A 24,030-nucleotide genomic window follows, 5' to 3' on the forward strand; every position below is an offset into this window, starting at 1 on the left:
CGAAGGCCGCGATGGGCGCGGTCTCCAGACGAAGGACGCTCCCGATGACGAACGAAACCTATTCCGCAGGCGACGAGCCGGTCCACACCTCCTCCCAGACCGATCACACCCTCACCGAACTCCAGCTCTACGGCTGGCGCCCGTTCCAGGACGAACCCGATCCGAGGCCGCTGCCCGAGGGCAACACCGTCGCCGCCGCCGTCACCGACATCTTCGACGCCCTCGTCGCGACGCTCGGCGACACCCGCTTAGAGCCCGACCTCGAAGAGCTGCTCTGGGGGACCGTCAATCTCTTCCACCGCGCCACCGGCCGGGTGGAGCGCGATCTCGACGACAACGAGCAGGCGCAGCGCCGGCTTCAGCGGGAACAGGACGGCAGCGAGGTCAAGTCGGTCGAACTCGAACGCCTCACGGCCGAGGGGCAGGCCCTGATCGAACGGCGCGCCAGCATGGAACTCTTCCGCGACCTCGCGGCCGAGGCTTTCGAGCACCACACCGGCAGTGCCTGGCGGCCGCGCAGCGGCTCGATGGTCAACCATCGCAACCTGACCGCCGCGATGATCGACAGCCGCGACTTCCTTGCCGCGAAGCGCCGGGCCGAGACCGAGGTGATGCTGCCCGCCGGCCCGAAGGTTGCCGTGACTGGCGGCGCGGACTTCAACGATCACCGCCTGATCTGGGCGAAGCTCGATCAGGTCCATGCCAAGCACCCCGAGATGGTGCTGCTGCACGGCGGGTCGCCGAAGGGAGCCGAACTGATCGCTTCCCGTTGGGCAGATCACCGCAAGGTGCCCCAGGTCGCCTTCCGGCCCGACTGGACCAAGCACGCCAAGGCGGCGCCGTTCAAGCGAAACGATGCCATGCTGGACGTGCTGCCGGTCGGCGTCCTCGTCTTCCCCGGCACCGGGATTCAGGAGAATCTCGCCGACAAGGCCCGCAAGCTCGGCATCCCGGTCATGAAGTTCGACGGCGGCGCGTAAGCGCCGCCGCCTGGCGGCTTTCGGCCGCCGATACTTGACAAGATGCAAGGCCGCGCCTTTGATGGAACATCCTTGCAGAACCGGCGAAGCAGCATAGTCGCAGGCGGAGCGCATCTCCCGGCAGCCTGTCGTGATCCCCAACCGTTCTCTGGAGGTTTCCATGACGCTGATCCTGCTCGCCATCTCGCTCACCATCGCGGCCTGCGTGATCGCCTGGAATCTCGCGATCTATGCCTTGCCCGTCATGGCAGCCATCACGGCCGCGCAATATGCCTGGGGCGCGGGCGCCGGGGTCGTGATGTCCGGCCTCATGGCCATCGGCGCCGCCGTGCTCTCGATCGCGCTTGTGATCGTGACTCTTGGCTTCGCGAAGAACCCGGCCCTGCGGCTCATTGCGCTCGCTCTCTTCGCCGTGCCCGCCGTCATCGCCGGCTATGCCCTTGTCTATGGCATCACCAAGAACGCCATCGACTCGGGGCTGGTTCTCAACCTGTTCGGCGGCATGGGCGGTCTCGTCATCGGCATCTCGGCCATCGTCAATCTGAACGCCCTCGGCGAGTCGGTGTTCTCGCGCTGAAACGGCAGACGCGATCAGCCACTTCTGAGGAAGGCCGGCAGCTTGCGCCGCCGAGCCCCGGTCGTTTCGCCCAAGACGGAAAAGCAGTTCGTCGCAGCATGTCACCATCGCACCCGGTCTGCTTCTCGCGGCGCTTGAAATGGTCTGCGGTGCGAACCGTGGTCCCGTGCGGTCGATGCCCCGCTGCATCGGTCCACGTCGTTTCGTGGGGCCTTCGCGAACACCTTCCTTGTCCCTTCACGATGCTGAGGGACCGAGCCTTTGGCCGATGAAGCAGGGCGGCGACATACCGGACCTGAGAACCCGATAGCCTGTCCGATCACATCGCGGATGACATGGCCTTCCGGCGGCGGACACGACGGTGACCGGCAAAGACGGTTGAAGGAGTGCCATGCCGGTGGTCTCGGTTCGCATGGGGGCCTGCCTGGTCGCTGTCGCCAGCAAGGACGATGGTTCTGCTGTGCGTCCCCGATCTGCTTTCGAAAGCACCATCCCTCCGCCTGACTGATCCCCTAAGTCCGTTCGGCTTCCACCAGCAACCCCCGCGGCTCCCAGCCGTGTTGCCGCGCAAACGCGGCTGCCCGCCCCACCTGGGGCCTTGGGGGCAAGCTGCAGCAAGGGCGGCAGTTGCAGGAGTCTTCCGACGGCCTTGGCCGGGTCTCGTCGGAGGGACGGTCCCTCCGAGGAGCAACGGAGACCTACAATGCAGAACATCGTCATCCTCGCCGGCAACATCGGCCAGGCTCCCGAAACCCGCACCACCCAGGGCGGCACCGGCATCACCCACTTCACCCTGGCCACCTCGCGCCCCCGCTATTCGGAAGGCCGCGTCCTGCGCGACGAGAACGGCTATCGGGTCCAGGACACCGAATGGCACCGCATCACCTGCTTCAACGGCCTCGGCAAGACGGTCCAGCAGCATTGCGACAAGGGCATGAAGGTTCTGGTTCGCGGCCGCATCCACTACACGAAATGGACCGATGCTGCCGGGGTCGATCGCTACGGCTGCGAGATCATCGCCGAGACGGTCGATTTCCTGAGCCGGGCGAAGCAGACCCAGAACGACGACGGCAAGTTCATCGACGACGATGACATTCCGTTCTGATCGGGAACCCGAGGCCCGGCGGCGCAAGCCGCCGGGTTTCCCTCCTGCTTCACCGGATCGCGCCCGCCGCTTCTGGCAAGGTCCAGCGACCGAATCAGACGGGCATGGACGGGAGCGTCGTCTCTCTATCCTTGATAATTGCACCTGAATTTCGGCTGGTGCTCACAGCGAGAACGACTATTATAGCCGTAGTTCTGGAGTGCGTGCGTATCCCGGTGGGAGGTGATCATGTATGATCACCGCTCGCCAATCTCGGGCTGCGCGCGCGTTACTGGGATGGACACAGGAGACGCTCGCCGACAAGGCCCAGGTCGCATTGACCGCACTCAAACGCCTCGAATCCCAAAGCGGGCTCGAGGTGTTCGAGTCCACCCGCGACCAGGTGCGCCGCGCTCTCGAAGCGGCCGGGATCGTTTTCTTGTCGACGGATAAGGGCGAGGGCGTGTTGCTGCAACACGATACGGTCAACACCGACAAACGGTGAAACAGCGGACAGCGTGATGTCAGGTTCTCGTCAAAAGGAATGGCTGTCTTCCGCCGAAGATGGTTAACAAATACGTTACCCAAACATGAGCGAATGATGGGACGCCCGACACAGACTTTCCTCGACAAGCCACCGTCCAGCCAGACGCTGACGTCCTATGATCGCGAGCATATGAAACTCTACATGCGCCTGCTCGATGCCGAGCGTGATGGCGCCGATTGGCGCGAAGCTGTGCAGGTTCTCTTTGGCCTCGATCCCGAACATGACCCCAAGCATTGCCGGTCCATCCATGACGCTCACCTCGCCCGCGCGCACTGGATGACCGAACACGGCTACCGCGAGCTGGTCCGCGAAAGCCAGCGCAATTCCTGACGCGTGATGCGTGCCGCGCATCACCTGTTGACCATCGCCTGACTTCCTCAATTCAACGCGTGCGGGAATCCTGACCCTTCTCAATTCGTTTGAGTAGACCCGGGAGGCCGCGATGACCCCTGACGCATCGACTTGGCGTTCGTCGGCGCAATACGACCATCTGGATGAACTGACGGCATCCGATCTGGCCTGGGAATGGCTGCGCCGCAATGACGATTATGACGCAGATTTTGAAGCCTCAATTGCCGACCATGGAGACCCCCAACCGCTGACCGAACGGATCCGGCAGCGATGGGGGTTGCGATTTCCCTGTCGATCCGTTGGTCCCGCCACCCGATGCGCCGGTCTTTTGGCTCCCGGCGGAGGACACAAGTGTGGTGGTGCTGACCGGGGTCCCTTCGGAACTTGGCGACAGCGCTGACGTCACTCCGCAGAACTGCCGCATCGACTACGCGGTCGAGAATGCAGGTGCGGAGTTTCACTTTCCGCTCGGCAACGGGCAGAAGCTCCAGATTTTCGACGGTGCCATCAAGGGGGACGCGATCGCGGTCGCCATCGTCCCTCTCAGCCTCGCCGGTTTCGACCGGATCGAGGCCATTCAACGCTTCCTTTCGGCCCTGCATGGTCGCGCGATCCCGCCGGATACGCGCCTGACACGCCAGCAACGCGCACGCCTCCGACGGATGCTGCGGGCCTTCGATGGCCATCGGGCCGGCGTCACGCAGCAGGAGATCGCGCGGGTTCTTCTGAACACCGGCCGGCTTGAGCGGGACGAATGGCAGGCGTCCTCGGCCCGTCATGCCATCAAGGCACTCCTGCGCGACGCCCGTTCCATGGTCGCCGGCGGTTATCGGAAACTCCTTCGTCATCGCCGCCCACGATAACGCGATCCTTTGCCCTGATGGTGGGCGATTTCGATACCCCCCAACTTCGCCCTGCAACTCGCCGCTCTTCCTGCGCCACCGTGGTCATTGCCCGCCGCTGATCCGCAGCGGCCGCTTGCAACCCCACGGAGGCCCGATCATGCCACATGAACCCGTCGTCCTGCCGCCGCGTTTTCTACGGACCAAGGAGGCCGCGACCTTTCTCAGCCTCTCGGCCCGGACCCTCGAAAAGCACCGCACCTACGGAACCGGGCCTGCCTATCGCAAGCTCGGCGGCCGTGTGGTCTATGCCATCGACGATCTCGAGGCCTGGACCGAGCGCGGCGCGGTGACCTCCACCTCCGATCCGCGTGGCTCAGTGCTGCCCGCCAAGCGTCAGTCGCTTCCGTCCGGCCCGCAGGCCGGTCGTTACGCCCGCTGATCGCAGCCGGTTCCCTTCATGACGGTGCGACGCCGATCCCTTTCTGAGCGCGGGCAGCTCGACCTGTTCCGGGCGCTCCCCGGCGACTTCGCGCCACGAGACGCGCAGGATCTCATGGCCTATCCCTTCTTCTCCCTCGCCAAGTCGAAGCGCATCGCGCCCATCGACTTCGCTGCCGGCAGCGTGACCATCCGGGTCGAGGCGGTTCCCGATCATGGCATGGCCACGATCTGGGACGCCGACATCCTGATCTGGGCCGCGAGCCAGATCGTCGAAGCCCGCGATGCCGGGCTTCGCACCTCCCGGCTGATGGCCGCCACGCCCTATGAGGTTCTCACCTATGTCGGGCGCGGCACGTCGCTTCGCGACTACCAGCGGCTGAAGGCGGCGCTCGACCGGCTGCAATCGACCACGATTTCCACCTCGATCCGCCAGCCGACCGAAGGCCGCCGTCATCGTTTCTCGTGGATCAACGAATGGCAGGAGCGCACCGACCGCAACGGCCGACCCGACGGCATCGAGATGATCGTGCCGGACTGGTTCTACCAAGCCGTCCTCGACGATGCGCTCGTGCTGACCATCGACCGGACCTATTTCGATCTCACCGGCGGCCTCGACCGCTGGCTCTACCGCCTGGTGCGCAAGCACGGCGGCCGCCAGCGCGATGGCTGGCGGTTCGATTTCCGTCACCTTCACCAGAAATCCGGCAGCCTGTCGCCGTTCAAGCGCTTCGCCTTCGAGCTGCGCGACATCATCCGGCGCCAGCCTCTGCCGGGCTATTCGCTGTTTCTCGAAGCTGAGGTTGGCGGGCGGATGCTGCTGGCCTTCGAGCCGGTCGCGCCCTGTGGAAAACCTGTGGATGGCCTCGTGCTATCAGGAACCCGGACTATCGTGCTATCGGGAACCGGAGGCTCGTGCTATCAGGAACCGAAACCGGGCTTAACACCCGGAACCCATTCAGGAAATCGCGCCCTTAACTTAGAGTCTAACAAAGAGTCTAACTTTGAAGAGCGCGCGCGCGATGTGGAAAACCTCATCCGCGACACCGCCAGAAGCCTTGGTAGAGCCGCTAAGAAGAGGGCATCCGACGCCCCGGCATCGCCTCGACCGGCATCTGATCGAGGCGCAACCGAGGCTCCTGAATCTGCAGAAAGACCCCGCCTGCCTCTCGATCTGCCGGGGGGGTGCAAATGATCATCGCGCTCCTCAACCAGAAGGGCGGTGTCGGCAAGACGACGCTGGCGCTGCATCTTGCCGGTGAACTGGCTCAGGGTGGCAAGCGCGTCACCCTGATCGACGCCGATCCGCAAGGCTCCGCCCTCGACTGGTCGCAACAACGCGCGCGTGAGGGCCTGCCACGCGCCTTCGGCACCGTTGGCCTGGCCCGCGACACGCTGCATCGCGAAGCGCCCGAACTCGCCCGCGATGTCGATCGCATCGTCATCGACGGGCCACCGCGCGTCGCCGGCCTCATGCGCTCCGCGCTGCTCGCCGCCGATCTCGTGCTGATCCCGGTGCAGCCATCGCCGTTCGACGGCTGGGCTTCGGCGGAGATGCTCGCCCTCCTGGCGGAGGCGCGCATCTACCGGCCCCAGCTCGTTGCCCGCTTCGTGCTCAACCGCTGCGGTGCCCGCACGGTCATCGCCCGCGAGACCGCCGAGACGCTGGCGGACCACGATCCTCCCGTGCTCACCAGCGCCATCGGCCAGCGCGTCGTCTTCGCCGACACCGCGCAGACCGGGCGGCTCGTCCGCGAGATCGGGCGCCGATCACCCGCCGCGCGCGAGATTGCCGCCCTGGCCGCCGAGATCGGCCTGCTGGGGATCGGGAGGGTATCGGCATGACGATCCTTACCGGCGACTGCCGCGAAGAAATGCCCTGGCACGCACCCTACGACATGATCCTCGCCGATCCGCCCTATGGCGACACCTCGCTCGCCTGGGATCGGCGCGTCGAGGGCTGGGTCGCGCTGGCGCGCACCGCCCTCAAGCCGACCGGCTCGCTGTGGGTCTTCGGTTCGCTGCGCAGCTTCATGGCCACCGCCGACCGCTTCACTGACGCCGGCTTGCGGATCGCGCAGGAGATCGTCTGGGAAAAGCAGAACGGCACCGGCTTTCATGCCGACCGCTTCAAGCGGGTGCATGAACTGGCCGTCCAGTTCTATCCCGCCGAGACCGCTTGGCGTGACATCTACAACGACGTCCAGACCACGCCCGACGCGACGGCCCGCACGGTGCGGCGCAAGCAGCGCCCGCCCCATACCGGCCAGATCGACGCCGGCCATTATGTCAGCCATGACGGCGGGCCGCGCCTCATGCGCTCGGTCATCTACCTGCGCAACTGCCACGGCCGCGCCATCCATCCGACCGAAAAGCCGTCGGCGCTCCTGGAGATCCTGATCCGCACGAGCTGCCCCGAAGGCGGCCTGGTCGGCGACTGGTTCGCCGGTTCCGGCGCGGCCGGGGAAGCCTGCCGGCTTTCCGGCCGGCGCTATCTCGGCTGCGAGATCGACCCCGACATGGCCGAGTGCGCGCGGGCGCGCATCGCCACCGTGCTGCCATTCCATGACGGAATTTCGTCATGACGGCGCGCACCGAGAAGCGCAGCTTCGCTACGCGCCCGGCCGATCCCGATAGCTGGATCAAGGCGGGCGACGCGCCGCCAAAGCGCACGGATACCGCCGACGCCTATTCGGCGCGGCTGACTGTGGACATCACGCCGGCGCTGCGCGGCCGCATCAAGATCGCGGCCTTCCAGCGCGGCATCACCGTCGCCGACATGCTGCGCGACCTGCTGGCGCGCGAGTTTCCCGACATAGGGGGAGACCGCCCATGATCGGCATCGACGCCCATGACGGCGATCTGACCCGCGCGGAACTGACCCGGGTGGAAGGCAGGACCGAATACTGGATCAGATTCGGCCATGCGACTGGTGAGCAGATCCTCGATCGCAACCGGCGTGTTGTATTCTTCCATCCCGGCACGGTGTTTGCGTTCGTCCGCTGGGCGGCGAACGACCACGGCACGATCATTTCGCGCCTCGACATCCTGCGCGCGGTTGCGCCGGGCCAGTCCTATCAGACGCTGCCCTTCGTCCGTCCAGGCGGCGAAATCCTGCTGAAGATCGAAGGCTGGCCGAAGGTCGAGGCTGTCCTTCGCCATGTCGACGGGATCGAGGCCATAGGTGTCGATCCGGCCCAAGTCGATCCCGATCATTGGCGGCACGTCTCCCACTGGATAAACGCAGGCGAAGCGCCGCGTCCCTACACCGCGGAGCGTCATCAGGCATGGCTCTGGCGGCGGGAGATCGCCCCATGACGCGCTTTCGCTATGTCATGGTGACGACGGTTGCCACGCTCGGGATCGCCTTTGCCGGATTCGTTCCGACTGCGCCAAGGCTGGTCTGGAACGCATCGGCCAGCGTGCCGATCGGGTTCTATACTGTCGCACCCGACGACCGGATCGCGGTGCCCGATCTGGTCGCCGTCATCCCACCCGAACCCTTCGCCTCGTTTATGGTCGAGCGCGGCTACGTCGCACGCGACGTGCCGCTTCTGAAGCACGTTCTCGGCCTGCCCGGACAGCGCCTGTGCCGCGATGGCCGCGCCATTATCGTCGACGGCGTTCCGCTCGGCGAGGCGCGCGACCACGACAGCTTCGGCCGAGACCTGCCGGTCTGGCAGGGCTGTCGCGTCATCGCCGAGGGCGAAGTGTTCCTGATGAACCCGGACGTCGGCGACAGCCTCGACGGCCGCTATTTCGGCCCGTTCCCCGCCTCGGCGGTGATCGGCCACGCGATCCCGCTTTTCACCGACGAGGACGGCGATGGCCGCTTTGTCTGGCGCGCGCCGATGCGGTGACGGCGCGTCCATAGCGGGGCGGTTGAGCCGTCCCGCATCTTCTCCACCGCATAGGAAAGGAGCCTTCCATGGCACAGATCGGCCAGTTTACCCGCACCCCGTCCGGCTATTCCGGGCGACTCCGCACGCTCTCGCTGGACGTCGAGCTGACCTTCACGCCGTCGGAAAATGCGGACGCCGACAAGGCGCCTGCCTATCGCATCCATCTCGGCGATGAGTATGGGCCGGAGGTCGGCGCAGGCTGGAAACATTCCGGCGAGCGCGCGGGACCGTTCGTCTCCGTGCTTCTCGACGATCCAGTTTTCCAGCAGCCGATCCGCGCCCGCCTGTTCCAGTCGGACGAAGACGGCCGCGACTGGGGCTTGCACTGGACCCGCCAAAAGAAGCGCGACGAGCAGGAGTGATCATGGTCACGTCCTGCATCCGTCCCGCCTCGGGGAGATGTGGCGCCCGCCGCCGCATCCTCCTCCTTCTTCTTTCCGGCCTGTTCGTCACAGCCATTGCCCCGCTGCCCGGCCTGGCGCAGATCGCCGTGATGGGTCGTGCCGTCGCCGTGCATCCGCACGGCGCCCATATCGAAGAGGCTTCGCAGCGGTTCGGCATCCCGGCGGCATGGATCATCGCCGTGATGCAGGTCGAAAGCGCGGGCAATATGCACGCCATATCGTCTGCCGGCGCGATGGGGCTGATGCAGGTCATGCCCTCGACTTGGGCGGAGCTGCGCATCCGCCATGCTCTCGGCCGCGACCCCTTCGAGCCGCGCGACAACATCCTCGCGGGCACCGCCTACCTACGCGAGATGTGGGATCGCTACGGCAATGTCGCCGCGATGCTCGCGGCCTACAATGCCGGTCCCGGTCGCTACGATGAATACCGCGCGACGGCTCGTCCGCTGCCTGCCGAGACGCGCGCCTATGTCGCTGCTTTGACGCCGATCCTGCTCGGCGAGCGGCCTTCCGGCAGCGGCTCGACGGTCGCTCCGCCGCCCGACTGGCGCGAGGCGGCGCTCTTCGTCGCGCGTGAAATCGGCGCTTCCGCTGCCGATCCCGCGTCCCCCGACCGAACGCCGGACGATGCCCCTTCGCTCGTCCCGGCGGCACCGGACGCACTCACCGCCTTGCAGTCGGAGGGGCTGTTCGTCGCCCGCGATGCCGGTGGGGACCGGCCATGAGCAGCGGCACCGCAATTCGCATCCCATCGGGCGCTGGCGTGTCATGGAGGGCGCAGAGGGTGGCGGCAGGCACCACGACCGAAAGATGGCAGGATAAAAGCGCGCACGGTGCGGCTCAGGCGGGCGGTTGTTTTTGTTCATGTTTCTGGCGCGTTTCGCACCGTGCAGCGCTATCGCGCACCGTGTGCTTCGCGTCCATCTTCCTGATTTTCTTCTCAGTTTTGCACCGTGCGGGGATGTGCCATGTCCGATGAGCACGAGTTTCGCATCCGTCCGGGGCGCATCCGCTCGACCCGCGCGCAGCAGACCCGGCCCTTCATCGCGCAGGCACTTGCCGCCGCGAAGAAGGCCGGAGGCGGCGTCTCGCGATCCGGTCGCGTCACCTCCGGTAATCGCTCCCGCTTCGGGCGCGGCCAGCGCGCCAGCGTTCAAGCCAACCGCCTCATCACCTCCCGCACACGCGGCGCTGTCGTCAAGGCGCGCGTCGTTCGCCACATGGCGTCGTCGGCGCCGCTTGGGGTGCATCTCGATTATCTGCGCCGTGACGGCGTGACCCGAGACGGAGAGAAGGCAAGGCTGTTCGGGCCGGGAACCGAGGACGCCGATGGTCGCGCCTTCGCGGAGCGCTGCGGTGATGACCGGCATCATTTCCGGTTCATCGTCTCGCCCGACGACGCGCCAGACATGTCTGACCTGCGATCCTTCACCGACGATCTTGTCGGGCAGATGGAAAAGGATCTCGGCACGCGCCTCGACTGGGTGGCGGTCGATCACTGGAACACGGCGCATCCGCATGTCCATCTGATCGTGCGCGGCGTTCGCGATGACGGGCAGGATCTCGTGATTTCCCGCGACTACATCAAGGAGGGGATGCGGGACCGGGCGCGCGATCTCATCACCCTGGAGCTGGGGCCGTGCACCGATCTCGATATCCGCCGCAGCCTTGAGGCCCAGATCGAGGCGGAACGCTGGACACAGCTCGACCGGCAGCTTGTCCGTGACGCCGGCAAATCCGGTATCGTCGATCTCGCCCCGCTCGCTGATCACCCGCAGGATGAGTTCCATGCGCTGAAGGTTGGTCGGCTGCGCACCCTCGAAGTTCTTGGCGTCGCCGGGCAGATCGGCCATTCGCAATGGTTCATCAAGCCCGAGGCCGAAGCGGTCCTGCGCGAGATGGGTGAGCGCGGCGACATCATCAAGCGCATGCACCGTGCCCTGACCGAACGCGGCATCGAGCGCGGTTCGGCCAGCTATGTCCTCGCCGGTGAAAGCCTGGACGTTCCCATTATCGGCCGCCTGGTCGAGCGCGGTCTCGATGACGAGTTGAAGGGCAGCGCCTATGCCGTGGTCGATGGTGTCGACGGCCGCAGCCATCACATCAGGCTGCCGTATCTGGATGCCGCCGGCGACAGCCCGCCCGGCTCGATTGTCGAGCTGCGCGCTTATGAGGATGCGCAAGGCGCGCGCCGTGTCGCGCTTGCCGTCCGCTCCGATCTCGATCTCGGCGCGCAGATCGGCGCCTCGGGTGCGACCTGGCTCGACCGGCAGGCCATCGCCCGCGATCCGGTTGCGCTCTCGAACAGCGGCTTCGGCGCCGAGGTCCGTCAGGCTCTGGATGACCGCGCGGAACATCTGATTGGCGAGGGCTATGCCGAACTACAGGGCGGGCGCGTGGTCTTTGCGCGCCGGCTGCTCAGCACGCTGCGCCGGCGCGAACTCGACAGCCTTGCCGAGAAGCTCACAGCTGAGACCGGCATGTCCTTCGAGCGCGCCGCCAGTGGCGAATATGTCGCCGGTTCCTATCGTCAGCGCTTCGCGCTCGCCTCCGGCCGTTTCGCCATGATCGAGGGTCCCGGACCCGACGGGGGCCTCGGCTTCCAGCTCGTGCCCTGGTCGCCCTCGCTGGAAAAGCAGATCGGCCGTCGTGTCTCCGGCGTTGCCCGCGACGATGGCGGCATCGATTGGGATTTTGGGCGCAAGCGCAGCCTCGGCCTCTGACCTCAACTGGAAAGGATCTCTGCCCATGTCCGCCACCAAAATTCTCTGGGGACAGATCAGTATCGTCTTCCTTATCATCCTCGCCACCACCTGGGGCGCGACGCAATATGTCGCCTGGAGCCTCGGCTATCAGGCCCAACTCGGCCCGCCCTGGTTTGAGCTGTTCGGGACGCCGATCTACTACCCGCCGGCGATCTTCTGGTGGTGGTATTTCTACGAAGCCTATGCGCCACCGATCTTTGCCAAGGGCGGGATCATCGCAGCCTCGGGCGGCTTCATCGCCATTGCGGTCGCCATCGGCATGTCGGTCTGGCGGGCGCGCGAGGCGAAGGGCGTCGCCACCTATGGCTCGGCACGATGGGCGGAAAAGCCAGAGGTCAAGGCCGCCGGCCTGCTCGACCCCGATGGCGTGGTCCTCGGCCGATATGACCACGAGTATCTGCGGCATGATGGCCCCGAGCATGTGCTGTGTTTCGCGCCGACCCGTTCGGGCAAGGGCGTCGGCCTGGTGGTGCCGACGCTGCTGACCTGGCCGGGCTCGGCCATCGTCCACGACATCAAGGGCGAGAACTGGCAGCTCACCTCCGGTTTCCGGGCACGTCATGGCCGCGTGCTGCTGTTCGATCCGACGAACCCGAAATCATCCGCCTACAATCCGCTGCTCGAAGTGCGTCGCGGCGAGTGGGAGGTGAGGGACGTGCAGAACATCGCCGACATCCTCGTTGACCCGGAGGGTTCGCTGGACAAGCGAAACCACTGGGAAAAGACCTCCCATTCACTCCTTGTCGGCGCGATCCTGCATGTTCTCTATGCCGAACCCGACAAGACGCTGGCTGGCGTGGCCAGGTTCCTGTCCGATCCCAAGCGTCCGGTGGACTCCACCCTGCGCGCCATGATGACAACCGCGCATCTGGGTGAGGCGGGGCCGCATCCGGTCGTGGCCAGTGCGGCGCGCGAGCTGCGCAACAAGTCCGAGAACGAGCGGTCGGGCGTGTTGTCGACGGCGATGTCGTTTCTCGGCCTCTATCGCGATCCTGTCGTGGCCGAGGTTACGCGCCGCTCCGACTGGCGGATCAGCGATATTGTGGCCGGTGATCAGCCAACCACGCTCTATCTCGTGGTGCCGCCATCCGACATCAACCGAACCAAGCCCCTGATGCGTTTGCTGCTGAACCAGGTCGGCCGTCGCCTGACCGAGGATCTGCAGGCGAATGCCGGGCGGCATCGGCTGCTCTTGATGCTCGACGAGTTTCCGGCGCTCGGGCGACTGGACTTTTTCGAGACGGCGCTGGCCTTCATGGCCGGCTATGGCCTCAAGAGCTTCCTGATCGCGCAGTCGCTGAACCAGATCGAGAAAGCCTATGGGCCGAACAACTCGATCCTCGACAACTGCCATGTCCGCGTGAGTTTCGCCACGAACGACGAGCGCACCGCCAAGCGTGTTTCCGACGCGCTGGGGACCGCCACCGAGATGAAGGCGATGAAGAACTACGCCGGGCACCGGCTGTCGCCCTGGCTGGGGCATCTCATGGTCTCACGCTCGGAAACCGCGCGGCAATTGCTGACGCCAGGCGAGATCATGCAGCTTCCACCCGATGAAGAGATCGTCATGGTGGCGGGCATCCCGCCGATCCGGGCGACAAAGGCGCGCTACTTTGAGGATGCCCGATTCCGGGAGCGGGTTCTTTCCCCGCCCGAATTGAAGCGCCCCGAGGGAACGCGCCCCGACGACTGGACCACGCTACCGATCCCCGCGCGACCCGGGCCTGCCGAGGATGACGAGGACCACATGGCAGATGATGAAGATCCGACCGAGTCGGAGCGCCGGTTGCAGCCCGAACTCAGCCGCGTGAAGCCGGTGGAGAAGAAAAAGCCCATCGAGAACGAGTTCGAGCCCGATCTGTCCGATGACGTGGACGAAGATATTGCCCGGAACCGACGCATGATCCGCCAGGTTCAGGGGATTGCCCGGCAGGTCGCCATGGACCCGAACGACGGCATGGAGCTGTAGCGCCATGACCAATCGCCGAAAGAAGAAAAAGACCACGATCTATCTGGACCCCGACATTGAGGCGGCGCTGGCGGACTTCGCCGCGCGCCGGGATCGCTCGCAATCCATGATCGCCGAAGCCGCCATCGCGTCGTTCCTGTCGCCGGACGATGCCGAGCGACGGGAAGCGGTTGTCGCCAAGCGCCTCGACCAGCTCGACCGCCGCATGACGCGGCTGGAGCGTGATGTCGGCATCGCCGTCGAGAGCCTGGCGGTGTTCATTCGGTTCTGGGTCACGACAACGCCGGCCTTGCCCGAGCCAGCAGCGAAGGCGGCCAAGGCCAAGTCGGCGGAGCGATACGAGGCGTTCATCACGGCCCTTGGTCGTCGTCTTGCGCAGGGGCCGAAGCTCCGGCAGGAAATCTCGGAGGATGTGGCCGGATCAGAACAGGGTGCGGGGACACACTGATTGGTATACCATTTCGAGCCCATCAGCGACATTCAGGCAGACTGCGGTATGGCGCAGCCCCTCACGGATGCGGAAGAAGACCCGGCCCAAAGTAGACATTCGAGCGCTGTCGATCCTGCCTGGCGACATGTCCGAAAGCGGACACCGCACTCTTGCCGAACGGAAATCCACCCAATCAGTAAGACACGGCGGCGGCCTTCGGCGGATACTTGCGGTTCAAGCTGTGCAAAACGCTGTTCGCTCGGTATCGTTGGCCAAGGGCGGGAGGGATGTTCAGCAGTGGAAATAAGTAGACTTAAAATATCAAACTTTCGCTCTATCAAAGAGGCAGACATTCAGTTTGGCGCGGTTACAGTCCTTATAGGAACCAACAACGCCGGAAAGTCGGCGATACTGGAAGCGATCCGCATCGCGCTTACCAGACGGTGGGGACAGCGCGGAACCGGATTCACTGAGTATGATGTGCATCTGTGCGACGGTAGGCCAGATCCAAAAGTCGGCGATCCCGTCGTTATCGAGGTCGAGTTCCAGGAGGCTGTCACCAACGAGTGGCCCGAGGACCTCCACGGCGAACTCGAAGACATCATCCAACTCGATCCAGTGACCGGCCGCGCGTCAATAATCATGCGCGTCAGCTGCTCATGGGGGGCGACCGAAGAGAGTTTCGTGCCACGATGGGAATTCCTGAACGTCGAAAGGAACCCACTCGCCGGGCGCGGCGCTCGCGCCGTCAATCTCCAGGAGTTCTTCCAGTTTCTGCCCGTCTTCTACCTTGAGGCGCTCCGCGACGTCACGGACGAGTTTTCCTCAAGGAGCCAGTTCTGGGGCAAGTTGCTCCGGACGGTGCAAATCCCTGAACCTCTCGAGCAGAAATCAAAGCGGATCTTCGACCTTCTGAATCGACGCTTGCTCGACGCTGATCCGCTTCTGGCCAATCTTGCCAACGGTCTTTCCCATATCAGCCGCGTCGCCGCCACCGACGTCCCAGGCCAGGCGGACTTGCGGCTGCTGCCCCTCAATACATGGGATATCCTCTCGAAGGCGGAGGTCATCTATCAGACGGAGGGCGGCAAACCGTGGCTACCGTTGGCGCGGCACGGTCAAGGCGTGCAGAGCCTTTCCGTCATGTTCCTCTTCAAAGCCTTCGTTGAGCTGATCCTGAGCGATCTGTACCGGCCCGAAAGCACAGCTGTCCTGGCTCTTGAGGAGCCGGAGACACATCTCCATCCTCAGGCGGCCCGCAGCCTTTGGCGTCATATCACTGAGCTCCCAGGCCAGAAGATCGTAACGACACATTCGCCGTACTTCCTACAGCACGTTCCGTTCCGCGATATCCGCGTCGTCCGTGTCGAGGCCAACGGCACAACTGTAAGCTCTCTCCCCCGTCAATTCCGCGCGCCCGTCCCGCATGTTCCCCAGATTGACGCCATCATCGCAGCCTCCGCCGGCCTCATCACTTATGACCGCGGTCTCAACGAACTCGTGCTGTCCGGCGCTCTGCCCCAAAACCAGTATCGCGATCTCCTCATCGCCTACGGCGGACGCCCTGACACACAGACCATCCACGCCGCGCTGCGTAAGGCATCCGATGCATCGCAGGAGTTCGTCTCGGACGCGGAACTGGAGCAACTGGAGACATTTGCTCGGCGGATCCGTGGCGAAATATTCTTCGCACGCCGCTGGCTTCTCGTGGAGGGCCCGTCCGATTACCATCTGGTTCATGGCATCGCCAAGGGCCTTGGCTACGACCTTGATGAACACGGCGTCGCCGTCATCGATTTCCAGAACAATGGCAGCCCCGAGATATTTGCGGTACTTGCAAGAGCGCTCGGTTATCCTTGGCTTGCCGTCGTCGATGGAGATGCCGCCGGGCTCGGCTACATCGCCAGGATCACCGCACGAAAGTTTTCCGCCGAGGAAATGGCTCGCCGCACCTTCTCGTTGCCGGCCGGTTATCTCGAACAGCAGCTCATAGCAGATGGACTGCAAAACGAACTGAAAGCAATTCTTGTCTCTTTTGGAAACGTAGGAGCAGCGGATTTTGACGATGCGACATTGATTGCGGCACTCGAGAACGACAAGAGCGGCTACGCAGCCGTCCTCGCAAAACAGTGCGCCGAGAACCCGGCGCTGGCGCAGCGCATGCCTGCATCATTCCGCAATGCAATCTTGGCATTGAGAGGCCTAACATGACCGATACCGCCCTCAACGTGGCATTGTCAGAACTGACCGAAGCACAAAGTATCGCTGTCGCTTGGCGCGATGGCCCGATGTTCGTTCTCGCCGGCCCCGGCTCCGGCAAGACCCGCGTCCTGACGACGCGGGTGGCCAAGCTGCTTGCCGATACGCCCGATCGTTCGTTCCGCGTGCTGGCTCTGACCTTCACCAACAAGGCGGCTGACGAAATGTCCGCGCGCGTCACTGCATTGGTACCTGAACAGGAACGGCGCGCTCTGATCGGGACCTTTCACTCCTTCTGCATGCAGATGCTGCAGCAGCACGGCTCCCACATTGGCATCAACCCTGATTTTGCAATCTACTCGCTCGACGTCGATCGCCAGGAAATTTTGCGCGACGCGATCAAACAGGCGGGCCTGAGCCAAAACGACGTTCGGCTTCTGTCTACCATTGACAAGCTTAAGTCGCAGCTTATCCAACCGACAGGCTCGGCCCGATACTTTCGTGATCCGTCCGATGGCGCACGGGTGGAGCAGGTATACACCGCATACGAGGCGGCGCTCACCCAAGCCAATGCCCTAGATTTTGGTTCGCTCATCGCCCAGGCCTATCGCCTTGTCACAGACTTCCCCGGCATCGCCGGACGCTATCGCAAGACCTATGCCTACTGGATGTTCGACGAGTTTCAGGACACTACCGATGGGCAGTACCGACTAATCCGCGCGCTCGCCGGCAAGGATTTCAGGAATGTCTTCGCCGTCGCCGACGATGACCAGATCATCTACCAGTGGAACGGCGCGAGCTACCAACAGATCCAGCGGTTCCGAGCCGACTTTTCCCCGCAGGAACTGCAGCTTCCCACAAACTACCGTTGTCCGCCCGCAATTGTTGCCGCCGCGAACCATCTTGTGGTCCATAATCTGCAACGCACGGCCGCCAAGCAGCCGCTGGAGGCGGGCAAGACCTCGCTGAAATATCGCGATGAACAGCACATCCGCGTCCTACGCTATTCCACCGACGAGGTGGAAGCCGCGTCGATTGCGGAAGGCATCGCCAAAATCGACCGCGCTCGATGGGGTGAAGTCGCGGTACTGGCCCGTACGCGCTACATGCTAGAAAAGCTTCAATCCGCGCTGACGCAGAAGCAGGTCAGTGCGGTCATTTCTCAGCGCCGCGATGATTTCCGATCACCTCAGTTCCTGTGGCTCACTGCCGTACTTCGCCAAGCGCTGCGCCCGCTTGATCGGCGTGCGCTGGAAACCCTGACCGGCGCTTTCAATCGTTGGTTTGGCACTGACGCCCGTGTCGATCTCATCATCACCGCCACCGAATTGACGGAACGCTCCCTGCTCGATGAATGGGCGGTAGCGGTCAAAGCCGGACTGGGTGATGATGTCAATGGCAACGCTCTCGTCGATGTAGCTGCAACCTTCGCAAAGGAGCCCGCGCGGTTCAGGCAGTTTGTTGACGCAGTCCTCGCCATGATCCCGGCGCAGGACGATGAAGCCAGTGACATTGCAGAAGACCGGGCGGCTTGGTCCGATCTTGTGAGAAGTATCGGCAAAACCATCGGCCGCGATGCGCCACTTGAACAGTTTCTCCAGGAACTGGCCATCCGCTCAAAGGAAGCCCCAGTCGGCAGCAATACCGTGACCCTTATGACGATCCACGGCGCCAAGGGGAAGGAGTTCGATCATGTTTATGTGGTCGGACTGGCGGAGGACATCTTGCCGAGCTTTCAAAGCCTGAAGGCGGGCGAGAACAGCGCTGAAATGGAAGAGGAGCGGCGCAACTGCTTCGTGGCTATCACGCGTGCGCGAGAGTGGCTCTGCCTCTCCTATGCAGACAACTATCGGGGATGGAACAAGCAACCGTCACGTTTTCTACGCGAGATGGGTTTCGTGTTGCCCGATCAACCAGCGCAATGAAGCTCTGATCAGTCCAGCACCAAGTGGTTGGCCTGCTGGACACTGATGACGAACCCACGAATGTCCGCTCCCGTCATTGCACCACGCCTCCGGCGCAGAAGCAGCGAAAGCCCGCCTTTTCGCCCCTGCTGGTCGAGCTTGCTGCAGTGCAGCCGATTACCGCGCCTCAGCAGCGAACGGCAACTTGGTCCGCAAGGTCGCAATGTTCATCGAATCAGCCGGCTTGTGTTGAGCGACTCCCCCGCGCCGCGCCGCCTTGGCCCTGAGTAGCATCACCGCCATTCTCCTGTATTTGCACGCCACACTACTACGACGGTCGAAACTTGTTGAAACGGCCGCTTTGGGGTCTCTTTTAGTCATCCCCATCCGGGGAACTCTCGCCTCCCCGGTGGAACGGGGACGAGATGGCAGGCATCAACCACAATCAGGCAACGGTGGACCGCGGCGCGCGCATGCTCCGAACGGCGCTCGGGCCTGCCATCTCAGCCCTGCTGCAAGACCCGTCGGTCGTCGAGGTCATGCTGAACCCCGATGGCCGGATCTGGGTGGACCGGCTGTCCGAGGGACTGGCCGATACGGGCGAGATACTGTCGGCTGCCGATGGTGAGCGCATCGTGCGGCTGGTCGCCCACCATGTCGGTGTGGAAGTGCATGCCCGCAGCCCCCGCGTCTCGGCCGAACTGCCGGAGACCGGCGAGCGCTTCGAGGGCCTGCTGCCGCCGGTCGTCGCCGCACCCGCCTTCGCCATCCGCAAGCCCGCCGTCACGGTCTTCACACTCGACGACTACGTGGCGGCCGGCATCATGTCCGCCGGTCAAGCGGAAACGCTCCGCGCCGCCGTCCAGTCGCGTGCGAACATCCTCGTCGCCGGTGGCACGTCCACCGGCAAGACCACGCTGACCAATGCGCTGCTGGCCGAGGTGGCCAAGACGCAGGATCGCGTCGTCATCATCGAGGACACCCGCGAGCTGCAATGCGCGGCACCCAACCTTGTCGCCATGCGGACCAAGGATGGCGTTGCCACTCTGTCCGATCTGGTCCGTTCCTCGCTGCGGCTGCGTCCCGACCGTATTCCGATCGGTGAGGTGCGTGGCGCCGAGGCGCTCGATCTCCTCAAAGCCTGGGGCACCGGGCACCCCGGAGGGATCGGCACCATCCATGCCGGTTCCGGCATCGGCGCGCTTCGCCGCCTCGAACAATTGATCCAGGAAGCCGTCGTCACCGTCCCGCGCGCCATGATCGCCGAAACCATCGACCTCGTGGCCGTCCTTGCCGGTCGCGGTTCCGCACGGCGGCTTGTCGAACTCGCCCGCGTCGATGGTCTCGGTCCCGACGGCGACTACCGGATTTTCCCCGCCTTTTCAGAACCCGGCACCACTCGCAACACTGGAGAACCTGCATGATCCGTCGCGCCTTCCGCATCCGTCACCATATCGCAACCGCCGCCGCCTTCGCCTGGGTGAGCCTGATGACATCCCCGGCCTTTGCCTCCGGCTCTTCGATGCCCTGGGAAGCGCCGTTGCAATCCATCCTCGAATCCGTCGAAGGGCCGGTGGCGAAAATCGTGGCGGTGATTATCATCATCGTCACAGGCCTGACGTTGGCTTTCGGCGACACCGGCGGCGGCTTCAGGCGACTGATCCAGATCGTCTTCGGCATCTCCATCGCCTTCGCCGCCAGCTCCTTCTTCCTCTCGTTCTTCAGCTTCGGCGGCGGAGCGCTGGTCTGATGGCCGTGAGTTTCGAGGCGCTCGACGCGGTGCCGGGCTTCGCTGTCCCGGTCCACCGCGCCCTGACCGAGCCGATCCTGCTCGGTGGGGCGCCGCGATCCGTCGCGATCCTGAACGGCACGCTGGCCGGGGCAGTCGGCCTCGGCCTCCAGCTCTGGCTCGCCGGCATCCTGATCTGGGCGGTCGGTCACATCGCCGCCGTCTGGGCCGCCAAGCGCGATCCGCTCTTCGTCGAGGTCGCGCGCCGCCATCTGCGCATCCCCGGCCATCTCTCGGTGTGAGGTTTGATCCATGATGAATCTCGCAGAATACCGCCGCACCGCTTCCCGCCTGGCCGATTATCTGCCCTGGGTGGCGCTGGTCGGGGAGGGAGTTGTCCTCAACAAGGATGGCTCGTTTCAGCGGACGGCGAAGTTTCGTGGCCCCGATCTGGATTCCGCCGTCGCGGCCGAACTGGTTGCGGTCGCGGGACGGCTGAACAACGCCTTCCGCCGTCTCGGCTCTGGCTGGGCCATTTTCGTGGAAGCACAGCGTTCGGAGGCCGCAACCTATCCTGCGGACCGCTTCCCCGATCCCGCCTCGGCATTGGTCGATGCCGAGCGCAAGGCCGATTTCGAGGAAGAGGGCAGCCATTTCGTCTCCGGTTACTTCCTGACCTTCCTCTGGCTCCCGCCCGCCGAAGATGCCGCACGATCGGAGTCCTGGCTTTACGAGGGCCGCGAGACCTCGGGCGTGAACCCGTGGGAGCTGGTGCGCGGCTTCATCGACCGCACCGACCGCGTGCTGGCGCTGCTCGACGGCTTCATGCCGGAATGTAGCTGGCTCGATGACGCCGGCACGCTGACCTACCTCCATTCCACCATCTCGACCAATCGGCATCGCGTCCGCGTGCCGGAAGTGCCGATGTATCTCGACGCTCTGCTGGCCGATCAGCCGCTGACCGGCGGGCTGGAGCCGCGCCTGGGCTTGTCGCATCTCCGGGTGCTGACGATCACCGGCTTTCCCGGCACGACCACCCCCGGCCTCCTCGACGAGATGAACCGGCTGGCCTTTCCCTACCGATGGTCCACCCGCGCCATCCTCATGGACAAGACCGACGCGACCCGGCTGCTGACCAAAATCCGCCGGCAATGGTTCGCCAAGCGCAAGAGCATCGCGGCGATCATCAAGGAGGTGATGACCAACGAGCAATCCGCGCTCGTGGACACCGATGCCGCGAACAAGGCCGCCGACGCGGATATGGCGTTGCAGGAACTCGGCGCCGACATGGCCGGCATGGCCTATGTCACGGCGACCGTCACCGTCTGGGACGAGGACGCCCGCCGCGCCGGCGAAAAGCTGCGGCTGGTCGAGAAAATCATCCAGTCCCGCGATTTCAGCGTCATGGTCGAGACGGTCAATGCCGTCGACGCCTGGCTCGGCAGCCTGCCCGGACATGCCTATGCCAATGTCCGCCAGCCGCCGGTCTCGACGCTCAACCTTGCCCACATGGTCCCTTCGTCCGCTGTGTGGGCGGGGCCGGAACGGGACGATCACTTCGGCGCACCCCCGCTGCTTTACGGCAGAACCGAAGGATCGACCCCGTTCCGGCTGTCCCTTCATGTCGGCGACGTAGGCCATACCCTTGTCGTCGGACCGACCGGCGCCGGCAAGTCGGTGCTGCTGGCGCTGATGGCCTTGCAGTTCCGTCGGTACGCGCGCTCACAGGTCTTCGCCTTCGATTTCGGCGGCTCCATCCGCGCCTCCGCACTCGCGATGCAGGGTGACTGGCATGATCTCGGCGGTGAACTGACCGACGCTTCCGAGACGTCGGTTTCGTTGCAACCGCTGGCCCGCATCCACGAGACATCCGAACGTGCCTGGGCCGCCGACTGGATCGTGGCGATCCTGATGCGCGAGAACATCCAGATCACGCCCGAGGTGAAGGAACATCTCTGGACCGCGCTGACCTCACTTGCCTCGGCTCCGGTCGGGGAACGCACCATCACCGGCCTCGCCGTGCTGCTTCAGTCCAATGACCTGAAACAGGCGCTGCGCTCCTATTGCGTCGGCGGTCCCTATGGTCGGCTGCTCGATGCGGAGGCCGAGCATCTCGGCTCGTCGGATGTGCAGGCATATGAGATCGAAGGCTTGGTCGGCACCGGCGCGGCGCCCGCCGTCCTCTCTTACCTGTTCCACCGTATCGGCGACCGGCTCGATGGCCGGCCGACGATGCTGATTATCGACGAGGGCTGGCTGGCGCTCGATGACGAAGGGTTCGCGGACCAGCTCAGAGAATGGCTCAAGACCCTGCGCAAAAAGAACGCCAGCGTCATCTTCGCCACGCAGTCGCTGTCGGACATCGACAATTCGGCCATTGCACCCGCGATCATCGAAAGCTGCCCGACACGGCTTCTGCTGCCAAATGAGCGCGCCATCGAGCCGCAGATCACCGCGATCTATCGCCGCTTCGGCCTCAACGATCGCCAGATCGAGATCCTCGCACGGGCCACGCCCAAGCGGGACTACTACTGCCAGTCGCGGCGCGGCAACCGCCTGTTCGACCTCGGATTGTCAGAAGTCGGGCTGGCGCTTTGCGCGGCATCGGCCAAGTCCGATCAGGCCCTGATCAGCGACATCCTCGCCGAGTATGGCAGCAACGGGTTTCTCGCCGCCTGGCTACGTGTACGCGGCGTCGATTGGGCGGCCGATCTCATCCCGGACCTCACCAATCTCGCGACCGAAAGCGAACACCTGCCGCCAGTCGTCGATGAAAACGAATTCGGCATCATCCTGGAAGAAGAGGAGATTACCCCATGAAGCGCGCAATTCCCCGGTTCATCCGCATGGCCAGCGCCTCGACGCTCTTGCTTGCGCTCTCCGTGCCGCTGGCTCTGGCGCCGGTGTTCACGACACCGGCCCATGCCTTCTTCGGCGGGTTCGGCCGGATCGTCTATGACCCGACCAACCATGCCGAGAACCTGCTGACCGCCGCGCGCACGCTGGAACAGATCAACAATCAGATCACCTCGCTCCAGAACGAGGCACAGATGCTGATCAACCAGGCCCGCAATCTCGCGAGCCTGCCGTATTCGTCGCTCCAGCAGCTTCAGCAGAACGTCCAGCGCACTCAGCAGCTTCTCGGTCAGGCCCAGAACATCGCCTTCGATGTGCAGAACATCGACCAGATGTTCCAGCAGGACTACGGCAATCTGTCCCTGACCGCGACCGACCAGCAGCTCATTGCCGATGCCCGGTCCCGCTGGGAGAATACCGTCGGGGGCCTCCAGGATGCCATGCGGGTGCAGGCCGGCGTTGTCGGCAACATCGACAGCAACCGGGCCGAGATGTCCGCGCTCGTCGGCGAAAGCCAGGGCGCGACCGGCGCGCTTCAGGCCACTCAGGCCGGCAACCAGCTTCTCGCCCTCCAGTCGCAGCAGCTTTCCGACCTGATCGCGGTCATCTCGGCCAATGGCCGGGCCGAGGCCCTCATGGAGGCCGAACGCGCGACCGCCGCCGAGCAGGGCCGCATCCAGCGCGAGCGGTTCCTCAACCCGGGTTCGGGCTACCAGCCCGGCAACGCGCAGATGTTCAACTGAGCCGGGGAGGGCAGATCATGGAAGGGAAGGTGCTGGTCCGGATTGCCGCCATCGTGTTCGTCGCCGTCGCGATCACCGCGGCGATCATCGAGATGACCCGCGAGGAAGCCCCCGCGCCAGCACCTTCCGCTCCTGCGCTTTCGCGTCAGGTCGATCCCCTGCGCGAAGGGCAGCGCCGCTGTCAGGAGATGGGAGAGGCGGCAGCCAATGATGCCGCCTGCCTGGGCATCTGGGCCGAGACCCGCGACCGGTTTCTCGGCCGGACACCCGCGCCGTCGACGCCTGGCCCGGATGAGGGGCGATAATC

General features: G+C 64.5%; 27 protein-coding genes. All 27 read left to right on the forward strand.

The features are described from left to right. The first annotated feature begins 44 nt into the window (after nucleotides 1-44). The 27 genes from Q0938_RS15340 to trbK-alt all read left to right on the forward strand — a co-directional run bounded on the left by Q0938_RS15340 (nucleotide 45) and on the right by trbK-alt (nucleotide 24,028). Complete coding sequence (locus Q0938_RS15340) at nucleotides 45-980, forward strand: DUF2493 domain-containing protein (RefSeq protein ID WP_299364079.1); 936 nt, start codon at nucleotides 45-47, stop codon at nucleotides 978-980. 160 nt (nucleotides 981-1,140) lie between these two features. Further along, entirely contained in the window at nucleotides 1,141-1,557 is a 417-nt protein-coding gene (locus tag Q0938_RS15345) for a hypothetical protein (RefSeq protein ID WP_039194765.1), read from the forward strand. Nucleotides 1,558-2,260: 703 nt separating this feature from the next. Beyond that, complete coding sequence (locus tag Q0938_RS15350) at nucleotides 2,261-2,662, forward strand: single-stranded DNA-binding protein (protein ID WP_012092621.1); 402 nt, start codon at nucleotides 2,261-2,263, stop codon at nucleotides 2,660-2,662. 232 nt (nucleotides 2,663-2,894) lie between these two features. Next, on the forward strand, nucleotides 2,895-3,146 hold the full coding sequence (locus tag Q0938_RS15355) for a helix-turn-helix transcriptional regulator (RefSeq protein WP_012092622.1): 252 nt from the start codon (nucleotides 2,895-2,897) through the stop codon (nucleotides 3,144-3,146). Nucleotides 3,147-3,239: 93 nt separating this feature from the next. Further along, nucleotides 3,240-3,518: a DUF2285 domain-containing protein gene (locus Q0938_RS15360; RefSeq protein ID WP_299364088.1), complete on the forward strand. Its 279-nt coding sequence runs from the start codon at nucleotides 3,240-3,242 to the stop codon at nucleotides 3,516-3,518. 112 nt (nucleotides 3,519-3,630) lie between these two features. Then, nucleotides 3,631-3,939: a DUF6499 domain-containing protein gene (locus tag Q0938_RS15365; RefSeq protein ID WP_073469400.1), complete on the forward strand. Its 309-nt coding sequence runs from the start codon at nucleotides 3,631-3,633 to the stop codon at nucleotides 3,937-3,939. After that, the gene (locus Q0938_RS15370; protein ID WP_299364095.1) at nucleotides 3,893-4,402 is read left to right on the forward strand and encodes a DUF2285 domain-containing protein; all 510 of its coding nucleotides are present in this window, start codon (nucleotides 3,893-3,895) and stop codon (nucleotides 4,400-4,402) included. The genes Q0938_RS15365 and Q0938_RS15370 overlap by 47 nt, the downstream gene beginning before the upstream one ends. A gap of 139 nt (nucleotides 4,403-4,541) precedes the next feature. Further along, nucleotides 4,542-4,823, forward strand: coding sequence for a helix-turn-helix domain-containing protein (locus tag Q0938_RS15375; protein ID WP_039194768.1), 282 nt, complete (start codon nucleotides 4,542-4,544; stop codon nucleotides 4,821-4,823). 18 nt (nucleotides 4,824-4,841) lie between these two features. Then, nucleotides 4,842-6,017: a replication initiator protein A gene (locus Q0938_RS15380; protein WP_299364101.1), complete on the forward strand. Its 1,176-nt coding sequence runs from the start codon at nucleotides 4,842-4,844 to the stop codon at nucleotides 6,015-6,017. Then, nucleotides 6,014-6,667, forward strand: coding sequence for a ParA family partition ATPase (parA, locus tag Q0938_RS15385; RefSeq protein WP_299364104.1), 654 nt, complete (start codon nucleotides 6,014-6,016; stop codon nucleotides 6,665-6,667). The genes Q0938_RS15380 and parA overlap by 4 nt, the downstream gene beginning before the upstream one ends. Then, on the forward strand, nucleotides 6,664-7,407 hold the full coding sequence (locus Q0938_RS15390) for a site-specific DNA-methyltransferase (protein ID WP_299364106.1): 744 nt from the start codon (nucleotides 6,664-6,666) through the stop codon (nucleotides 7,405-7,407). Before parA ends, Q0938_RS15390 begins: the two co-directional genes overlap by 4 nt. Next, on the forward strand, nucleotides 7,404-7,658 hold the full coding sequence (locus tag Q0938_RS15395) for a hypothetical protein (RefSeq protein ID WP_039194771.1): 255 nt from the start codon (nucleotides 7,404-7,406) through the stop codon (nucleotides 7,656-7,658). Before Q0938_RS15390 ends, Q0938_RS15395 begins: the two co-directional genes overlap by 4 nt. Then, nucleotides 7,655-8,140: a DUF2840 domain-containing protein gene (locus tag Q0938_RS15400; RefSeq protein WP_299364108.1), complete on the forward strand. Its 486-nt coding sequence runs from the start codon at nucleotides 7,655-7,657 to the stop codon at nucleotides 8,138-8,140. Before Q0938_RS15395 ends, Q0938_RS15400 begins: the two co-directional genes overlap by 4 nt. Further along, nucleotides 8,137-8,682: a S26 family signal peptidase gene (locus Q0938_RS15405; RefSeq protein WP_299364109.1), complete on the forward strand. Its 546-nt coding sequence runs from the start codon at nucleotides 8,137-8,139 to the stop codon at nucleotides 8,680-8,682. The genes Q0938_RS15400 and Q0938_RS15405 overlap by 4 nt, the downstream gene beginning before the upstream one ends. A gap of 68 nt (nucleotides 8,683-8,750) precedes the next feature. Then, nucleotides 8,751-9,086, forward strand: a complete 336-nt coding sequence (locus Q0938_RS15410; RefSeq protein WP_012092633.1) for a DUF736 domain-containing protein — start codon at nucleotides 8,751-8,753, stop codon at nucleotides 9,084-9,086. Nucleotides 9,087-9,088: 2 nt separating this feature from the next. After that, nucleotides 9,089-9,853: a lytic transglycosylase domain-containing protein gene (locus Q0938_RS15415; protein WP_012092634.1), complete on the forward strand. Its 765-nt coding sequence runs from the start codon at nucleotides 9,089-9,091 to the stop codon at nucleotides 9,851-9,853. Nucleotides 9,854-10,096: 243 nt separating this feature from the next. Then, a complete protein-coding gene (locus Q0938_RS15420) occupies nucleotides 10,097-11,851 on the forward strand; it encodes a VirD2 family relaxase/mobilization nuclease (RefSeq protein ID WP_299364113.1) in 1,755 nt (584 codons plus the stop codon). Between the two features lie 25 nt (nucleotides 11,852-11,876). Further along, nucleotides 11,877-13,862 carry a conjugal transfer protein TraG gene (locus Q0938_RS15425; RefSeq protein ID WP_299364116.1) on the forward strand — a complete coding sequence of 662 codons (1,986 nt, stop codon included), beginning with the start codon at nucleotides 11,877-11,879 and terminating at the stop codon, nucleotides 13,860-13,862. 4 nt (nucleotides 13,863-13,866) lie between these two features. Then, nucleotides 13,867-14,310 carry a CopG family transcriptional regulator gene (locus Q0938_RS15430; protein WP_299364118.1) on the forward strand — a complete coding sequence of 148 codons (444 nt, stop codon included), beginning with the start codon at nucleotides 13,867-13,869 and terminating at the stop codon, nucleotides 14,308-14,310. Between the two features lie 279 nt (nucleotides 14,311-14,589). Further along, on the forward strand, nucleotides 14,590-16,503 hold the full coding sequence (locus tag Q0938_RS15435) for an AAA family ATPase (RefSeq protein ID WP_299364120.1): 1,914 nt from the start codon (nucleotides 14,590-14,592) through the stop codon (nucleotides 16,501-16,503). Continuing rightward, complete coding sequence (locus Q0938_RS15440) at nucleotides 16,500-18,416, forward strand: ATP-dependent helicase (RefSeq protein ID WP_035746445.1); 1,917 nt, start codon at nucleotides 16,500-16,502, stop codon at nucleotides 18,414-18,416. Before Q0938_RS15435 ends, Q0938_RS15440 begins: the two co-directional genes overlap by 4 nt. Before the next feature lie 404 nt (nucleotides 18,417-18,820). After that, nucleotides 18,821-19,819 (forward strand): P-type conjugative transfer ATPase TrbB, encoded by a 999-nt coding sequence (gene trbB / locus Q0938_RS15445; protein WP_035746447.1) that lies wholly within the window; start codon nucleotides 18,821-18,823, stop codon nucleotides 19,817-19,819. Further along, the gene (locus tag Q0938_RS15450; protein ID WP_035746450.1) at nucleotides 19,816-20,145 is read left to right on the forward strand and encodes a TrbC/VirB2 family protein; all 330 of its coding nucleotides are present in this window, start codon (nucleotides 19,816-19,818) and stop codon (nucleotides 20,143-20,145) included. Before trbB ends, Q0938_RS15450 begins: the two co-directional genes overlap by 4 nt. Continuing rightward, nucleotides 20,145-20,426, forward strand: coding sequence for a VirB3 family type IV secretion system protein (locus Q0938_RS15455; RefSeq protein WP_035746452.1), 282 nt, complete (start codon nucleotides 20,145-20,147; stop codon nucleotides 20,424-20,426). Before Q0938_RS15450 ends, Q0938_RS15455 begins: the two co-directional genes overlap by 1 nt. Before the next feature lie 10 nt (nucleotides 20,427-20,436). Next, nucleotides 20,437-22,944, forward strand: a complete 2,508-nt coding sequence (gene trbE / locus Q0938_RS15460; RefSeq protein WP_299364136.1) for a conjugal transfer protein TrbE — start codon at nucleotides 20,437-20,439, stop codon at nucleotides 22,942-22,944. Beyond that, a complete protein-coding gene (gene trbJ, locus Q0938_RS15465; protein WP_252928271.1) occupies nucleotides 22,941-23,723 on the forward strand; it encodes a P-type conjugative transfer protein TrbJ in 783 nt (260 codons plus the stop codon). The genes trbE and trbJ overlap by 4 nt, the downstream gene beginning before the upstream one ends. A gap of 17 nt (nucleotides 23,724-23,740) precedes the next feature. Then, nucleotides 23,741-24,028, forward strand: a complete 288-nt coding sequence (gene trbK-alt / locus Q0938_RS15470) for a putative entry exclusion protein TrbK-alt (protein ID WP_143794968.1) — start codon at nucleotides 23,741-23,743, stop codon at nucleotides 24,026-24,028. Nucleotides 24,029-24,030 lie beyond the last annotated feature (2 nt).

Origin of the sequence: uncultured Paracoccus sp. (assembly GCF_947496875.1) — a bacterium.
Lineage (GTDB): Bacteria > Pseudomonadota > Alphaproteobacteria > Rhodobacterales > Rhodobacteraceae > Paracoccus.

Excerpts from the sequence above, each read along its gene's own strand:
- Q0938_RS15340 (WP_299364079.1), top strand. The coding sequence starts at position 45 with ATGACGAACGAAACCTATTCCGCAGGCGACGAGCCGGTCCACACCTCC.
- Q0938_RS15345 (WP_039194765.1), top strand. The coding sequence starts at position 1,141 with ATGACGCTGATCCTGCTCGCCATCTCGCTCACCATCGCGGCCTGCGTG.
- Q0938_RS15350 (WP_012092621.1), top strand. The coding sequence starts at position 2,261 with ATGCAGAACATCGTCATCCTCGCCGGCAACATCGGCCAGGCTCCCGAA.
- Q0938_RS15355 (WP_012092622.1), top strand. The coding sequence starts at position 2,895 with ATGATCACCGCTCGCCAATCTCGGGCTGCGCGCGCGTTACTGGGATGG.
- Q0938_RS15360 (WP_299364088.1), top strand. The coding sequence starts at position 3,240 with ATGATGGGACGCCCGACACAGACTTTCCTCGACAAGCCACCGTCCAGC.
- Q0938_RS15365 (WP_073469400.1), top strand. The coding sequence starts at position 3,631 with ATGACCCCTGACGCATCGACTTGGCGTTCGTCGGCGCAATACGACCAT.
- Q0938_RS15375 (WP_039194768.1), top strand. The coding sequence starts at position 4,542 with ATGCCACATGAACCCGTCGTCCTGCCGCCGCGTTTTCTACGGACCAAG.
- Q0938_RS15380 (WP_299364101.1), top strand. The coding sequence starts at position 4,842 with ATGACGGTGCGACGCCGATCCCTTTCTGAGCGCGGGCAGCTCGACCTG.
- parA (WP_299364104.1), top strand. The coding sequence starts at position 6,014 with ATGATCATCGCGCTCCTCAACCAGAAGGGCGGTGTCGGCAAGACGACG.
- Q0938_RS15390 (WP_299364106.1), top strand. The coding sequence starts at position 6,664 with ATGACGATCCTTACCGGCGACTGCCGCGAAGAAATGCCCTGGCACGCA.
- Q0938_RS15395 (WP_039194771.1), top strand. The coding sequence starts at position 7,404 with ATGACGGCGCGCACCGAGAAGCGCAGCTTCGCTACGCGCCCGGCCGAT.
- Q0938_RS15400 (WP_299364108.1), top strand. The coding sequence starts at position 7,655 with ATGATCGGCATCGACGCCCATGACGGCGATCTGACCCGCGCGGAACTG.
- Q0938_RS15405 (WP_299364109.1), top strand. The coding sequence starts at position 8,137 with ATGACGCGCTTTCGCTATGTCATGGTGACGACGGTTGCCACGCTCGGG.
- Q0938_RS15410 (WP_012092633.1), top strand. The coding sequence starts at position 8,751 with ATGGCACAGATCGGCCAGTTTACCCGCACCCCGTCCGGCTATTCCGGG.
- Q0938_RS15415 (WP_012092634.1), top strand. The coding sequence starts at position 9,089 with ATGGTCACGTCCTGCATCCGTCCCGCCTCGGGGAGATGTGGCGCCCGC.
- Q0938_RS15420 (WP_299364113.1), top strand. The coding sequence starts at position 10,097 with ATGTCCGATGAGCACGAGTTTCGCATCCGTCCGGGGCGCATCCGCTCG.
- Q0938_RS15425 (WP_299364116.1), top strand. The coding sequence starts at position 11,877 with ATGTCCGCCACCAAAATTCTCTGGGGACAGATCAGTATCGTCTTCCTT.
- Q0938_RS15430 (WP_299364118.1), top strand. The coding sequence starts at position 13,867 with ATGACCAATCGCCGAAAGAAGAAAAAGACCACGATCTATCTGGACCCC.
- Q0938_RS15440 (WP_035746445.1), top strand. The coding sequence starts at position 16,500 with ATGACCGATACCGCCCTCAACGTGGCATTGTCAGAACTGACCGAAGCA.
- trbB (WP_035746447.1), top strand. The coding sequence starts at position 18,821 with ATGGCAGGCATCAACCACAATCAGGCAACGGTGGACCGCGGCGCGCGC.
- Q0938_RS15450 (WP_035746450.1), top strand. The coding sequence starts at position 19,816 with ATGATCCGTCGCGCCTTCCGCATCCGTCACCATATCGCAACCGCCGCC.
- Q0938_RS15455 (WP_035746452.1), top strand. The coding sequence starts at position 20,145 with ATGGCCGTGAGTTTCGAGGCGCTCGACGCGGTGCCGGGCTTCGCTGTC.
- trbE (WP_299364136.1), top strand. The coding sequence starts at position 20,437 with ATGATGAATCTCGCAGAATACCGCCGCACCGCTTCCCGCCTGGCCGAT.
- trbJ (WP_252928271.1), top strand. The coding sequence starts at position 22,941 with ATGAAGCGCGCAATTCCCCGGTTCATCCGCATGGCCAGCGCCTCGACG.
- trbK-alt (WP_143794968.1), top strand. The coding sequence starts at position 23,741 with ATGGAAGGGAAGGTGCTGGTCCGGATTGCCGCCATCGTGTTCGTCGCC.